Consider the following 14,882-nt stretch of genomic DNA (forward strand, 5'->3'; position numbering starts at 1 on the left):
GCAGGACGGGCCACGGCAAACGGCGGACCGGCTTGTCACGCTCCCTACGCTGGCACAACCCAGATCAGGTGAGAGGGGTATTTCTCAGCCTGCTCCCGACGGAGCCGGCACCCCCGGTGAAACACAAGATTGTAGGTCGTGACCACCTCGAACAAGCTGTTCCTGGCCATACCTGCCTGCTCCGAAGGGTCGGTGCTGGCGCGACGGGCGGGCCAAGCCTTAGCATGCGGCCCTCCAAGGAGATGCCCATGTCACATACCCAGTCCGTCCCCACGCTGCTGGCCGCCCTGTGTCTCGGTCTCATGCCCTCTTTGTCTGGCGCCCAGTCGGCTGCACCGGTGCCTGCCTTCCCGCCCGACGCCCAGCCGGTTGCACCCGAGGTGTTGAAGGAGAGACTGACGGGGAAATCATTCTTCTACCGGACGGCCAGCGGCGGCGAGGTCCGGCTGCAGTTCAAAAGCGATTTCGTTTACGTCAACGCAGGTCCGACCAACGACTCGGGGCGCTGGCGCGCCGAAGGCAGCCAGATGTGCATTGAATGGAACCGCATTCCGAACAGTGGCTGTTCCGAGGCCCGAATGCTCGGCAACACCGTCTACCTCACGCGGGTTGCCACCGCCGAGGTGATCCAGCTGGAAGAGCGCTGAAGCCCCAATAAGCAGAAAAGGGCCCAAGACAGTCCGTGTCAAAACGGATGAGCGGGGGCACACAAGAGACGCCTTGGTGCAACCCAAGGCGTTTTTTGCTTCAGAAGTTGTCATTGTGTTTACGGACAAGCAGGCTCTCGCCTGCGGTGGATTGTCCGTTTACACAAAATTCTGCACACCCTCCAGGCGCCTGCTCTGGGGTTGGTGAGCACCGTCGCCCGGCAACGATCAGGCCACGCGCCGGGGCCTTCTTCGATGATGCTCAGCGCTGGCGCTGTTTCATGGCCCGCTCGACCTCCCGCTTGCCTTCGCGGTCCTTGATGGTGTCGCGCTTGTCGTGCTCGGCCTTGCCTTTGGCCAGAGCGATCTCGCATTTCACCTTGCCGCTCTTCCAGTGCAGGTTCAGCGGCACCAGGGTGTGGCCCTTCTGCTCGACCTTGCCGATCAGTCGCCGGATCTGGTCCTTGTGCAGCAGCAGCTTCTTGGTTCGCACCGAGTCCGGGCTGACGTGGGTCGACGCCGTCCGCAGAGGGTTGATCTGGCAGCCGATCAGGAACAGTTCGCCTTCCCGGATCACCACGTAGCCGTCGGTGAGTTGCACCTTGCCCTCGCGCAGCGCTTTCACCTCCCAACCCTGCAGCACCATTCCTGCCTCGAAGCGCTCCTCGATGGCGTAGTTGAACAAGGCCTTCTTGTTGTCCGCGATGCGGCTGTCGGTGGTCTTGGCGGCGGATTTGCTGGGTTTGGTGGACATGGGGCGGTAAATGGGGCCGCAGGCGACCCATACAATGGGCGCCGATTGTATGAAAACGATTCAGAAGTCCGTCCTGCTCTGGCACAGCGCCCATGAGATGTTTGCGCTGGTCACCGATGTTCAGCACTACCCGCAGTTCCTTCCATGGTGCGATCACAGCGAGGTGATGGAGCGCGATGAACACGGCATGGTGGCCCGCGTCGGCATCGCCTTCAGCGGTCTGAAGCAGAGCTTCACCACCCGCAATCAGCACATCGATGACCGGCAGGTGCTGATGGAACTGGTGGATGGTCCTTTCTCCCATCTGGAAGGGATCTGGAACTTCACGCCGCTGGGCGATGGCAGCCAGCGGGCCTGCAAGGTCGAGTTCACGCTGACCTATGGCTTTTCAAGCCAGGCCCTTGCCACCTTGGTGGGGCCTGTGTTCGACCGGATCGCGGGCAGCCTCGTGGACGCATTTGTCAAACGCGCTGACCAGGTGTACGGCGCATGATTTCCGTGGTGCTGGTTCGTTCACCCCAACCCCGAAAGGTGGAAGAGCTGCATCTGCAGCTTCCGGACGGTGCGTCTGTCGCTGAGGCCCTGGCCATGGCCGGCTGGTCGGTGAACATGGACGGCCCGCAGGAGCGCAGGTGGACTTGCGGGGTCTGGGGTCACAAGGCTTCACCAGGAAGCGTGCTCAGGGATGGTGATCGTGTCGAGCTGTACCGGGACCTGAGGGTCGATCCCAAGGTAGCCCGCAGAGAGCGGTTCGTTGGTCAGGGTTCACGCAATGCCGGGCTGTTCGCCCAGCGGCGACCCAACTCCAAGGCCGGCTACTGATCAGGTGCCAGCCAAGGGCCTCAGTTGACGTTCTGTGCAGATGCCGACGCAGGGCCACAATCCGAACGGATGACGCCGTCGATGCGCTGCAGTTCGGCCGCACGCGCCTTGTCGTCCATGATTTCGCGCTCGCCCTTGGCATTGGTGGTGGCAATGCGCACGCCTGAATCCAGCGTGGCCTTGGCGCGCTTGGCTCGCTCGCAGTTGCCGGCACGGACTGCAGCAATGCGGTCGTCCTCGGCCTTCTTTTTGGCCTGTGCCGCCTCCTGGGCCTGTTTTTCAGCCTGCTTCTTCTTTGCCTCCAGCTGTTCGTCGCGGCCAGTCACCTTCGGCACCTCGGCTGACTGCGCAGCGGGCTGGCCAGCTGCGGCGGGGTCTGTTCCGGTCGGCGCTGGAATTGCAGGCCCGGTCTGGCGCACGGCTCCAGGTGTGCGAAGAATGCTCTTCTCGGGCGTACCAGGCGGCGGTGCCGTGTCGCTGAAAACCTTGTTGCCGGAAGAGTCCACCCAGACCCACTGAGCCCAGGTCGATCCACTGAACAGGGCGGCTGAGGCTGCGAATGCGAGAACTCGCCAGAAAGAGGTGTGTGTGTGACGGCTAGGCATGCGAACCAGTTTAACCCGGGGCCTTCCGGCCGCACACTACACGCCCAATGCCAGGTGACGAAGTAGCACTTTTGCCGGCTTGACGGAGCTTGGGGCCCGATGTGGTGGCGTTCGCGAGGCAGCTGCTCCCCCGGTTGGACGCCGGGTACAATCGTGTTTTTGGAGCTTTACCTCATGCGCCTCCTCGGCAAAGCGCTCACTTTCGACGACGTTCTGCTCGTCCCCGCGTACTCCCAGGTCCTGCCCAAGGACACCTCTCTCGCCACCCAGTTCACCCGCAACATCCGCCTGAACCTGCCCCTGGTTTCTGCGGCCATGGACACCGTGACGGAGGCCCGGCTGGCCATCGCCATTGCCCAGGAAGGCGGCATCGGCATCGTCCACAAGAACCTCTCGGCGCAGGAACAGGCCGCCCACGTGGCCAAGGTCAAGCGCTACGAGTCCGGCGTGCTGCGTGACCCGGTGGTCATCAGCCCTTCGACCACCGTGCGCCAGGTCATGAAGCTGTCCGACGACCTGGGGGTGTCTGGCTTCCCGGTGGTGGATGCAGGCAAGGTGGTTGGTATCGTCACCGGCCGCGATCTGCGCTTTGAAAGCCGCTACGACCTGCCGGTCAGCGAGATCATGACGCCGCGAGAGCGCTTGATCACCGTGCCCGAAGGCACCACGCCGGAGCAGGCCAAAGCGCTGTTGAACAAGCACAAGCTCGAGCGCCTGCTGCTGGTGAACGACGCCTTTGAGCTCAAGGGCCTGATCACCGTCAAGGACATCACCAAGCAGCTGAACTTCCCGAACGCCGCGCGCGACGCCGCCGGCCGACTGCGCGTGGGCGCTGCGGTGGGGGTTGGCGAAGGCACCGAAGAACGCGTGGAAGCGCTGGTCAAGGCAGGCGTGGACGCCATCGTGGTGGACACGGCCCATGGCCACAGCAAGGGTGTGATCGACCGCGTGCGCTGGGTCAAGCAGAACTACCCTCAGGTGGACGTGATCGGCGGCAACATCGCCACCGGCAGCGCCGCGCTGGCGCTGGTGGAAGCCGGTGCTGACGGCGTCAAGGTCGGTATCGGCCCCGGCTCCATCTGCACCACACGCATCGTCGCCGGTGTGGGCGTGCCGCAGATCATGGCCATCGACAACGTGGCCACCGCGCTGCAGACCACCGGTGTGCCCATGATCGCCGATGGCGGCATTCGCTACAGCGGTGATATCGCCAAGGCCATTGCGGCTGGCGCCAACACCGTGATGATGGGCGGCATGTTCGCAGGCACCGAAGAGGCGCCGGGCGAGATCGTTCTGTTCCAGGGCCGCAGCTACAAGAGCTACCGCGGCATGGGCTCGATTGGTGCCATGCAGCAGGGCAGCGCAGACCGCTACTTCCAGGAAAGCAGCACCGGCAACCCCAATGCCGACAAGCTGGTGCCCGAAGGCATCGAAGGGCGCGTGCCTTACAAGGGCTCGGTGGTGTCGATCATTTTCCAGATGGCCGGCGGTATCCGCGCCTCCATGGGCTATTGCGGCTGCCCGACCATCGAACACATGCGCGCCAAGGCGGAGTTTGTCGAGATCACCTCGGCCGGCATCCGCGAAAGCCACGTGCACGATGTGCAGATCACCAAGGAAGCGCCGAACTACCGCGCGGACTGACCGGTTCCGCTCCTCAGGCCGTCCACCGCGACGGCCTTTTTCTTTTCCCTGCAGACATCCCCAAACGCCATGCAGCACCAGAAAATCCTCATTCTCGATTTCGGTTCCCAGGTCACCCAGCTGATCGCCCGTCGCGTGCGCGAAGCGCATGTGTACTGCGAAGTGCATCCCTGCGACGTGAGCAGCGAGTGGGTCCGCGAGTTCGCTGCGGACGGCCAGCTCAAGGGTGTGATCCTCTCGGGCAGCCACGCCAGCGTCTATGAGGTGGACGACAAGGCGCCCGACGAGGTGTTTGAGCTGGGCATTCCGGTGCTGGGCATTTGCTACGGCATGCAGACCATGGCGCAGCAGCTGGGTGGCAAGGTCGAGGCCGGCAAGACGCGCGAGTTCGGCTACGCCGAGGTCCGTGCCCGTGGCCATACGGCCCTGCTCAAAGGCATCGAGGACTTCACCACGCCCGAAGGCCACGGCATGCTCAAGGTCTGGATGAGCCACGGCGACAAGGTCACCGAGATGCCGCCGGGCTTCAAGCTGATGGCTTCGACGGATGCCTGCCCCATCGCCGGCATGGCCGACGAATCGCGGGGCTACTACGCGGTGCAGTTCCACCCCGAGGTCACGCACACGGTGCAGGGCAGGGCGTTGCTGGAGCGCTTCGTGCTGGAGATCTGCGGCACGCGACCCGACTGGATCATGCGTGACCACATCGACGAAGCGGTGCAGAAGATCCGCGAGCAGGTGGGTGACGAGGAAGTCATCCTGGGCCTGTCCGGCGGCGTGGACTCTTCCGTGGCCGCAGCGCTGATCCACCGCGCCATCGGCGACCAGCTGACCTGTGTGTTCGTGGACCACGGCCTGCTGCGCCTGCACGAGGGCGACATGGTGATGGACATGTTCGCCGGCAAGCTGCACGCGAAGGTGATCCGCGTGGACGCCAGCGAGCTGTTCCTCGGCCAGTTGGCCGGCGTGACCGATCCCGAGAAGAAACGCAAGATCATTGGCGGCCTGTTCGTCGACGTGTTCAAGGCCGAAGCGGCCAAGCTCAAGGGCGACGGCGCCAAGGGCGCGAAGTGGCTGGCGCAGGGCACGATTTACCCGGACGTGATCGAGTCCGGCGGCGCCAAGAGCAAGAAGGCCGTGACCATCAAGAGCCACCACAACGTGGGGGGCCTGCCCGAACAACTGGGCCTGAAGCTGCTGGAGCCGCTGCGCGACCTGTTCAAGGACGAGGTGCGCGAACTCGGCGTGGCCCTGGGCCTGCCGCACGACATGGTCTACCGCCATCCCTTCCCGGGCCCGGGCCTGGGCGTGCGCATCCTGGGCGAGGTGAAGAAGGAATACGCCGACCTGCTGCGCCGGGCCGACGCCATCTTCATCGAAGAGCTGCGCTCGACCATCGACCACCACAGTGGCAAGAGCTGGTACGAGCTGACCAGCCAGGCCTTCACCGTGTTCCTGCCCGTCAAGAGCGTGGGCGTGATGGGCGACGGCCGCACCTACGACTACGTGGTGGCGCTGCGCGCGGTGCAGACCAGCGATTTCATGACCGCCGACTGGGCCGAACTGCCGTACGCGCTGCTCAAGAAGGTCAGCAGCCGCATCATCAACGAGGTGCGTGGCATCAACCGCGTGACCTATGACGTGAGCAGCAAGCCGCCAGCAACCATCGAGTGGGAATGAGTCAAGATCGTCCCAAGGTGTTTCGGAACATCCCAGGAAAACCCGATTTTGCTGTGGGGACAATGACTTAGCGTCCCACGGCGTCCCATCGAATCCCAGGGCGTCCCATGCGTTCTGACGGTTGACCTGACGGTATCCGGGCACCTAAGCTGGCAGGCCTGCAGCGATACCGTCAGACCCCATGACGGTACCTCGGTCCTGCGACAAGCAACGGATCGGAGATCTCATGAACACCTTGATGGAACGGGCGCGGGTTGGGCTGGCGAGCGCGAGAACACGCCACGGTTTGACGGAAGCCAAACTGCGAGAACTACTGCCGGGCGAGCGGGCCTACAAGGTCAGCGACGGAGGCAATGGTCTCTACGTCGTCGTCTCACCCAGTGGCAGCAGGTCCTTCCGCTACGACTATCGACTGAGCGGCCGACGCGAGACGCTGACCATCGGACGACATGAACCGGTTGCCCGCCATGCCCAGCGATCTCACCTTGCCTACGGCATGGATGTGACGCTGGAAGAGGCGCGCCTGCTGCTGGCTCGGGCGCGTGTCGATGTCAGTTCCGGGCGATCTCCCGCTCGAGCCAAGGTTGAGCGGCGCAATGAAGTTGCAGACGCCATGAGCTTTGGGCGCTGGGCGGTACGGTACTTCGAGTTCAAGTCCGACGCCAAAAGCGGCGCCGAGCGGCTGGCCGACAGCACGCTGGCGTTGCGGCGTTCGATCTATGACCGCATCCTGGTCGGTCCGTTCGGGAAGCTGAACCTCGACGAGATCAAGCCGGTCGCGCTGGGTGAGTTGCTCGACCGCGTCAAGACTGAACGAGGCCCAGGACCGGCTGTGCACGCCAGGGAACTCGTGTTGCAGGTCTACCGGTTTGCCAACGGCAAAGGCGTCGATATCGCCAATCCGGCGGAAGCGCTCGCTCGGAAGGCCTACGCGACGTTTGTCCCGCGCGAGCGCAACTTGAACCGCCATGAAATCAAGACGTTGCTCGACGGTCTGGAGATGACTGGCACTGCGCCGACACTACGGCTGGCAGTCAGGTTCTTGCTGCTGACGGGTGTGCGCAAAGGTGAGTTCATCGGAGCTACTTGGGCGGAAGTGGACTGGGAACGGGCACAGTGGCTGATCCCAGCTGAGAGGATGAAGGCTGGCAAGCCGCACACGGTGTATTTGGGAGAGCAGGCCCTGGACATCCTGACAACGCTTCGAACCTGCTTCCCGTCGAGCAACTTTCTCCATCCAAGCCGGTATGACTCCGCCGAGCCGATCAGCCAGGCAACGCTGAACCGGACGATCGCCGCTTCGGTGGATCGGATCAACAAGGATCGAACACCCAGTCAGGATCTGTTTCTGCCGGTCTCAGTGCACGATCTGCGCCGAACATTCTCGTCACGGCTCAACGACGCGCTCTTCCCGGAGGCCTTGGTCGAAGCCTGCCTGGCCCACCAGAAAAAGGACCAAGTCGCTGCCGCCTACAACCATGCTCGATTTTCCGGGCCTCGGCGGGTCCTTATGCAGGTATGGGCGGACATGGTGGACTGCTGGATGCGCGGCGAAACCGCGAGGGAGGTCATCGTCAGGGGCAAGGTGAAAATCGATGCCGCGGCGCACGATGCAGAAGGTATGAACTTGTAGGCTGAAGCAACACCCGGTTTAACGCCTCGGGGCGACTGGGTTGGACACATACTTGCCTTGAATGCGTCAGGGGTTTCCACCGTTTTGTCGATGCTCAAGGGACTGTTCAACCCTTCAGAGACCATTGTGAAATCACAGACAACGTGCGCTTGAATCTCGGAGGCCTCGGCAGGTAAACGAAGTCGGCGGCACAGTTGCTGGAGGGCGGAGCGCCCGCGCGCGGTTGTGATGTGCTCTTGACGAGCTGCTTCTGCAAGGGTCGATCCGTTTAGTACGGCTCTGAGGATGGCGGCCTTCGTGAAGCCAGAAATCATGATCAGTCCTTTGTGAACACTCGACAGTAAATAGAGCCCGCTCTGGTCAAACCTTGCGTGTGGTGTGACGACAAGAGTCGCCACCCTATAGCGGACGATGACCTTTTTGGTGCTCTGTTTCTCCTGGAGAAAGCCAGTTGTTCAGGGTGCAAAAACCTGTGGTGCGCGCGCATCAAACTCGATGCCATCAAGACTCAAGTGATGCTCGCGCACAACCGAGTCGGCTACCTCCCGCGCCGCCGCATCAACCGATACACCGCCGGTATCACCAGCATGGACAGCAGCGGCGCACTGATCATCCCTCCCACCATCGGTGCGGCAATGCGCTGCATCACCTCGCTGCCCGTGCCGTTGCCCCAGAACAGCGGCAGCAGGCCCGCCACGATCACGGCCACGGTCATGGCCTTGGGGCGCACTCGCAGGACCGCGCCCTCGCGGATTGCGTCCAGGAGATCGGCATCGGTGTCCTGACCAACGGCCTCGCGTGCCGCCCAGGCCTGTTTCAGGTAGAGCAGCATGATCACGCCGAACTCGGCCGCCACGCCAGCCAGCGCTATAAAGCCCACCGCGCTGGCCACTGACAGGTTGTGACCCAGTGCCCACAGCAGCCAAACGCCGCCCACCAGCGCGAACGGCAGTGTGGTCATGATCAGCAGCGCTTCGTCGAAGCGTCGGAAGGTGAGGTACAGCAGCACGAAGATGATCAGCAGCGTGAACGGGACCACCAGCTTGAGCTGGGCGGCGGCCCGCTCCAGGAACTCGAACTGGCCGGACCACGACACCGAATAGCCGGGTGGCAGATCCACCTGCTCGGCCACCGCGCGCTGCATCTCCCGCACGGCACCCCGCAGGTCGCGTCCACGGATGTCCACGTAAACGAAGCCTGCCAGCCGGGCGTTTTCGCTTCGCAGCATGGGCGGACCGTCCGAGATGGCGATGCGGGCAACGTCCGAAAGCACCAGGCGCTGCCCCCGTGGGCTCACGATGGGCAGGGCGCGCAGGGCCTCCAGCGAATCACGCAGTTCGCGCGGATAACGCAGGTTGATGGCATAGCGCTGCAGGCCTTCGACGGTCTGTCCGACCTCCATGCCACCCACCGCACCCGCGACCACCTCCTGCACGTCGGCGATGTTCAGGCCGTAGCGCGCCGCGTCGTCCCGCCGGATGTCCACATCGATGTAGCGCCCGCCGGTCAGGCGCTCGGCCAGCGCGCTGCTGACCCCGGGCACCTGCTTGATGGCGGCCTCGATCTGGCCCGTGAGGCGGTCGATAGTCACCAGGTCGGCGCCGGCCACCTTCACGCCCACCGGGCTCTTGATGCCGGTGGCAAGCATGTCAATGCGGTTGCGGATCGGTGGTACCCAGATGTTGGACAGGCCGGGCACGCGCACCGTGCGGTCCAGCTCCTCGACCAGCCGGTCGGGCGTCATGCCGGCGCGCCAATGGCTGCGCGGCTTGAACTGGATGGTGGTCTCGAACATCTCCAGCGGTGCCGGGTCGGTGGCGCTGTCTGAGCGACCGGCCTTGCCGTAGACGCTCTGCACCTCGGGCAAGGTCTTGATCAGGCGGTCGGTCTGCTGCAGCAGTTCGGCGGCCTTGCCGGCCGACAGGCCGGGCAGCGCGGTCGGCATGTACAGCAGGTCGCCCTCGTCCAGCCGGGGCATGAACTCGGCACCGATGTGCTTGAGCGGCCACAAGCTGGCCAGCAGCAGCACGGTGGCCACCACCAGCGTCAGCTTCGGTGCACGCAACACCGCGTTCAGGCAGGGTCGGTAGAGCGCGATCAGCAGCCGGTTCAAGGGGTTGGCGTGTTCATCGGGGATGCGACCCCGTATCAGGTAGCCCATCAGCACCGGGATCAGCGTGACGGCCAGCCCTGCCGCTGCCGCCATGGCATAGGTCTTGGTGTAGGCCAGGGGCGCGAACAGCCTTCCTTCCTGCGCCTGCAGCGTGAACACCGGAATGAAGCTCAGCGTGATGATCAACAGAGAAAAGAACAGCGCGGGCCCGACTTCGGCGGCGGCCTCACCAATCACGCGCCAGCGCGGTTCGCCCGCGAGGACCTGCCCCGGGTGCTCGTGGCCCCAGCGCTCCAGGTGCTTGTGCGCGTTCTCGATCATCACCACCGCAGCGTCCACCATCGCACCGATGGCGATCGCGATGCCGCCCAGCGACATGATGTTGGCGTTGACGCCCTGCTGCTGCATGACGATGAACGCCATCAGGATGCCCAGCGGCAGCGAGACGATGGCCACCAGGGCGCTGCGCAGGTGGAACAGGAACAGCGCGCAGACCACGGCCACCACCAGAAACTCCTCTAGCAGCTTGAACCCGAGGTTGTCCACCGCGCGCGCGATCAGCCCGGAGCGGTCGTACACCGGGACGATCTCCACGCCCTTGGGCAAGCCGCTTTGCAGTTCGGCCAGCTTGGCTTTGACGGCCTTGATGGTCTGCAGCGCGTTCTTGCCCGAACGCATCACGATCAGGCCACCGGCCGCTTCGCCCTCGCCATCGAGTTCGCCGATGCCGCGCCGCATCTCCGGCCCGAGCTGTACCCGGGCCACGTCGCCCAGGCGCACCGAGACGCCCAGGTCGCTCGTCATCAGCGGGATGGCCCGGAAATCATCCAGGGTCTTCAGGTAGCCGCTGGCGCGCACCGCGTATTCGGCCTCGCCCAGTTCGAGCACCGATCCCCCGGCCTCCTGGTTGGCGCGGCCGATCGCCTCGCTCACCATCGTCTGCGTGATGCGGTAGGCAGCCAGCTTGTCGGGGTCGAGCACGATCTGGTACTGGCGCACCATGCCGCCGAGGCTGGCCACCTCGGCCACGTCCGGCACGGTCTTGAGCTCAAAGCGCAGGAACCAGTCCTGCAGCGAACGCAGTTGGTCCAGGCTCTGTCGGCCGCTGCGGTCCACCAGCGCGTACTGGTAGATCCAGCCCACGCCGGTGGCGTCGGGCCCCAGGGAGGACTTGGCCGACGGCGGCAGCCGCGACTGCACTTGGTTGAGGTACTCCAGCACGCGCGAGCGCGCCCAGTACAGGTCCACGCCGTCATCGAAGAGCACGTAGACAAAGCTGTCGCCGAACAGGGAGTAGCCCCGCACCGCCTTGGCCCCGGGCACCGACAGCATGGTGGTGGTCAGCGGGTAGGTGACCTGGTTTTCGACGATCTGCGGCGCCTGGCCGGGCCAGCTGGTGCGGATGATGACCTGGGTGTCCGAGAGGTCGGGCAGCGCGTCCAGGGGCGTGCGCAGCATCGACACCACGCCCCAGGCGGTGAGCATCACGGTGGCCAGCAGCACCAGGAAGCGGTTGCCGATGCTCCAGTGGATGAGCCGCGCGATCATGGTTTCGCTCCTTGAGCGGGAGGTGCCACGCGCTCGATCCGGGTGATCTGCGGTTCGGCACCATCCTGCGTGTGGAACTCGATGCGCACCGGGTCTCCTCGGGACAGTCCGCTGGGCCGTTGTTCGGGAGGCGGCAGGCGGAACGCCATCGTCATCCCGGGCCACTTGAGCGCCGGAATGGCGGGATGGGTGAGGGTCACGCTGTCCCCGTCCACCGCGTCGATCACGGCATCGGTGCGGTGCAGATCCACAGCCGCAGCAGGGGCCGCAGCAGCAGCCGGGGCCTGGTTCAGGCGCGTCTCCAGCCCACGCAGGCTGGCTTCGGAATCGATCAGGAACTGGCCCGACAGCACCACCCGCTGACCCGCCTGAAGACCTTGCACGATCTCCGTCTGGCCACCGGCCTCACGTCCCGCACGAACCTCCACGGGCCGGAAATGCCCGCCGTCTTCGGCCAGCATCACCACGCTGCGGCGACCGGTGTGGATCACCGCGTCGCTGGGCACGAGCAGGGCCGGCTGGCGTACCGGTTCGGCGAACCGCATCTGCACGAACATGCCCGGCACCAGTCTGCCGCCGGGGTTGTTCAGCTCCAGTCGCGCCTTGAGCGTGCGCGTGGCGGGGTCCACCTCGGGCAGGATAGCCTGCACCCGTCCCTCGAAGGTCTGCCCCGGCGCTGCCGGACTGGTGGCGCTGACCTTCGCGCCGGGCTGGAGTTGTGCCACCTGGCCCTCGGGCACCTGGCCCTCGGCCCAGACCGTGGCTGTGCCTTGCAGGCGCATCAGCGGCATGCCCGGCATCACGGTCGCGCCCTCGCGCACCATTAACTCGGTCAGGGTCCCGCTGATCGGCGCGCGCAGCGTGAAACGGGGTTGCACCGTACCGGTCCGCACCACGTGTTGAATCTGTGCCGCGTCCATGCCGGCCTGGCGCAGGCGCTGGGTCGCGGCGTCGCGCAGCGGCCCCAGGTCGGCGCCGGGCATGCGGGTGATGGCCAGGTACTCTTCCTGCGCGGCCACCCAGTCGGGAACGTAGATCTCGGCCAGAGGCGCACCGGCCGCCACGCGGTCCAGTGCGGCCCGGACGTGCAGCTTCTCCACGAAGCCCATGGACCTGGCGCTGACCACCACCTGGTTCCGCTCGTTCCAGGCCACGTTGCCCGCCACTGAAAAACCGCCCGCCAGCGTGCCTTGAACCACCTCTCCCGTGCGAAGCCCCAGGCTTTGCTGGATGCGCGGGCTCACCGCCACGGCGCCGGTGTCGGCACTTGCGTTCGCGCCGCCGGCGTAGCGCGGCACCAGCATCATGTCCATGAAAGGCGATTTGCCCGGGGCCTCGAAGTTCTTGCCGGGCACCATGGGGTCGTGGTAGCTCAGGATCACCCGGCCGGTTACCGGGTCCACGTCGCCCGCCTTGAGCCCGTCTCGGAGGTGGCGGGCTGTGGCTTCGCCGCCTTGAACCACGCTCCAGGCGTCCGGGTCCTGCGGGGCGCTGGCGGCGCGGGGTGCCGGCTGGGAAGACCCCATCTCCATGCCAGAGCGCATGCCGGCGGTCCACGCGCCGTAGCCCACCGCTCCCAGGGTCGCCACGGCCACAACGCCAAGGCCGATTGTTGTTCGGACGTTCATGGTGTCACTCCTTTGGCTGCAGCAGCCGGTTCGGCGGGGATGAGGTAAGCGAGCTGGGCCCACAGGCTGGCGGTCGAGCGTTGCAGTTCGATGCGCTCCATCCGCAGGTCCAGCGCCATGCGCCGCGCGGCAAGCACCTCGCTCAAGGGCGTCCGGCCACCCCGGTAGGCAGCCAGGGTGGTCTGGATGCGCTGCTCGGCCAAAGGCAGCCGCTCGGCATCGATCAGGGCGAGTTGGGCCAGACCGGCCCGCCAGCCCGCCTCCCAGCGGCGGGCTTCGGCCTGGTGTTCCCGGGCACGTTCCTCGCGTTCGGCACGCAAGCCGTCCACCTGGGCGAGACGGGCCGCGAGTTCCCGGTCCTGTCGCTGGGGGCGATCCCAGGGCAGTGGGACCGAAACCGCCAGCGAGACCATGTTCGGGTAACCCGAGCCCCGCAGGCTGAGCATGAGTTCGGTGCTCCAGTCGGGTTCGCGCTCCTGTCGCGCCACCTCCGCCTCGGCGACCATGGCCGCCTCTTGCGCCGAGAGCCGAAGCAGTTCGGGGTGGTGCGTCAGACGCTCGCTCACATCGCCCGTTCCGAAGGGTGAAGACGCCAGATCGGGCGGTGCGGCCAGCGGCTGATCGGGGGTGCTGCCGGTCCAGCGGGTCAGGGTGAGGCGGGCGTTCTGGCGCTCGGCTTCGACGCCCAACAGGGTTTGCTGCAACTGGGCGACCGACTCCCGCGCCGCGATCCAGTCGGCCGGCGATCCGCTGCCGCTGCGTGCGGCCGATTCGCTGGCCTGCACGAGCAGGCGGGCTTCGCCCAGCTGCTCGTGCAACAACGCCAGGCGCTGCTCCAGCGCGTGCCGCTCCAACCACGCCATGGCGGTTTCTCGGCCGATGGTGGCGGCTTGCTCCACGCGCCCGGCTTCGGCGGTTTGCGCTTCGCGTTCAAAGCGCGCCGTGCGTGCCTGGCGCTTGGCTGCGCTGGGCAGTGTTTGCATCAGCGACACCGATTTCGCGGTCATGAAATCGCGGCTGGTGCTGAACCGGTCTGGCCCGGACAGCGGGACGTTGTCCAGCGACAGACGCAGGACCGGGTCGGGGCGCTGGCCGGCGGCCACGGCCATGTCCCGTGCCGAGCGGGCGGCCGCGTCCTGGGCGACCAGCGCGGGGGAGCGCGCCAGCGCCGCCTGAACGGCTTGAGGCAGCGAGAGCGCCTCTGCCGCGTGCGCGATGGAGGACATCGCGAGGCCGATCAGGACTGCGATGTGTGCGGTTGTGATCGTGGTGCGGTGGCGGGTGAGGATGCGGCCGCGAGCGCGGACCGACCCACCGGACGCCGGGGAAAGGGGTTCCATGTTTCTGCTCCAAAAGAATGCACACGGGCTGAGCACGCGCAGGGATGCGCGGTCGCCGCTGCTGAGCACCGGCCCGCCTCCAAGGGCTGGTCGGTGTCAGGGTGGAAACGTCAGAGCAGGGAAGGGGGGCGCCAGATGCTGGCGGGCGAGCCGCGCAGTGGCTCGGGGGGCGCGGGTACGTGCAGATCGTTCACAGGAAGCGCCTGCGCCACGGCCATGACCGGTGGCACCACAAAGCCCGTAGGGGCCTGGCACTCCTGCCCGGTCTTGCACATCTTGCCGGTGAGCTGAAAAGTCTCGGCGTCGTTGCAGCAATCGTCCATCGCCATGTCCGGGCTGGTGCCGGCCGTGTCGCCTTGCAGGGCCATGGCCGCTTCCATCGGGCATGGTGGTTGCAGGCGCACGCCACCACCCCAACCCTGCAGAGGAAGGGCCAGGCACAAGAGGAAGGCCAGGAACAGGCGCATG

At 65.7% G+C, this 14,882-nt stretch carries 12 protein-coding genes and 1 riboswitch; of the genes, 6 read left to right on the forward strand and 6 right to left on the reverse strand.

Annotated features, from left to right (window positions below; translation table 11 throughout):
- Positions 1-23 precede the first annotated feature (23 nt).
- Positions 24-125: riboswitch (TPP riboswitch) on the reverse strand.
- Between the two features lie 123 nt (positions 126-248).
- A complete protein-coding gene (locus DD542_RS18760; RefSeq protein ID WP_127806693.1) occupies positions 249-647 on the forward strand; it encodes a hypothetical protein in 399 nt (132 codons plus the stop codon).
- A gap of 262 nt (positions 648-909) precedes the next feature.
- Here DD542_RS18760 and smpB read toward each other — a convergent pair whose 3' ends face one another.
- The gene (smpB, locus tag DD542_RS18765) at positions 910-1,401 is read right to left on the reverse strand and encodes an SsrA-binding protein SmpB (RefSeq protein WP_066159709.1); all 492 of its coding nucleotides are present in this window, start codon (positions 1,399-1,401) and stop codon (positions 910-912) included.
- A gap of 49 nt (positions 1,402-1,450) precedes the next feature.
- Here smpB and DD542_RS18770 point away from each other — a divergent pair, with 49 nt between their 5' ends.
- On the forward strand, positions 1,451-1,894 hold the full coding sequence (locus DD542_RS18770; RefSeq protein ID WP_066159711.1) for a type II toxin-antitoxin system RatA family toxin: 444 nt from the start codon (positions 1,451-1,453) through the stop codon (positions 1,892-1,894).
- Complete coding sequence (locus DD542_RS18775) at positions 1,891-2,223, forward strand: RnfH family protein (protein WP_127806694.1); 333 nt, start codon at positions 1,891-1,893, stop codon at positions 2,221-2,223. Before DD542_RS18770 ends, DD542_RS18775 begins: the two co-directional genes overlap by 4 nt.
- Before the next feature lie 20 nt (positions 2,224-2,243).
- Here the strand turns inward: DD542_RS18775 and DD542_RS18780 are convergent, their stop codons facing one another.
- The gene (locus DD542_RS18780) at positions 2,244-2,642 is read right to left on the reverse strand and encodes a hypothetical protein (RefSeq protein ID WP_347232058.1); all 399 of its coding nucleotides are present in this window, start codon (positions 2,640-2,642) and stop codon (positions 2,244-2,246) included.
- A 360-nt stretch (positions 2,643-3,002) separates the two neighbouring features.
- Between DD542_RS18780 and guaB the strand changes: the two genes are divergently transcribed.
- The 3 genes from guaB to DD542_RS18795 all read left to right on the forward strand — a co-directional run bounded on the left by guaB (position 3,003) and on the right by DD542_RS18795 (position 7,785).
- Positions 3,003-4,472, forward strand: a complete 1,470-nt coding sequence (guaB, locus tag DD542_RS18785) for an IMP dehydrogenase (protein WP_066159716.1) — start codon at positions 3,003-3,005, stop codon at positions 4,470-4,472.
- Positions 4,473-4,541: 69 nt separating this feature from the next.
- Complete coding sequence (guaA, locus tag DD542_RS18790) at positions 4,542-6,152, forward strand: glutamine-hydrolyzing GMP synthase (protein WP_127806695.1); 1,611 nt, start codon at positions 4,542-4,544, stop codon at positions 6,150-6,152.
- 226 nt (positions 6,153-6,378) lie between these two features.
- Positions 6,379-7,785, forward strand: a complete 1,407-nt coding sequence (locus DD542_RS18795) for a site-specific integrase (protein ID WP_241559593.1) — start codon at positions 6,379-6,381, stop codon at positions 7,783-7,785.
- A gap of 538 nt (positions 7,786-8,323) precedes the next feature.
- On the opposite strand, the gene DD542_RS18800 is transcribed toward DD542_RS18795, so the two are convergent.
- From DD542_RS18800 to DD542_RS18815, 4 genes are all read right to left on the reverse strand, one after another.
- Complete coding sequence (locus tag DD542_RS18800) at positions 8,324-11,446, reverse strand: efflux RND transporter permease subunit (RefSeq protein ID WP_066159722.1); 3,123 nt, start codon at positions 11,444-11,446, stop codon at positions 8,324-8,326.
- Entirely contained in the window at positions 11,443-13,074 is a 1,632-nt protein-coding gene (locus tag DD542_RS18805; RefSeq protein WP_066159725.1) for an efflux RND transporter periplasmic adaptor subunit, read from the reverse strand. Before DD542_RS18805 ends, DD542_RS18800 begins: the two co-directional genes overlap by 4 nt.
- Complete coding sequence (locus DD542_RS18810; RefSeq protein ID WP_066159728.1) at positions 13,071-14,414, reverse strand: TolC family protein; 1,344 nt, start codon at positions 14,412-14,414, stop codon at positions 13,071-13,073. The genes DD542_RS18805 and DD542_RS18810 overlap by 4 nt, the downstream gene beginning before the upstream one ends.
- Positions 14,415-14,524: 110 nt before the next feature.
- A complete protein-coding gene (locus DD542_RS18815) occupies positions 14,525-14,881 on the reverse strand; it encodes a hypothetical protein (RefSeq protein ID WP_079364960.1) in 357 nt (118 codons plus the stop codon).
- Between the last annotated feature and the right edge of the window lies 1 nt (position 14,882).

The organism is Hydrogenophaga sp. NH-16 (assembly GCF_004006415.1).
GTDB classification, from domain to species: Bacteria; Pseudomonadota; Gammaproteobacteria; order Burkholderiales; family Burkholderiaceae_C; genus Hydrogenophaga; species Hydrogenophaga pseudoflava.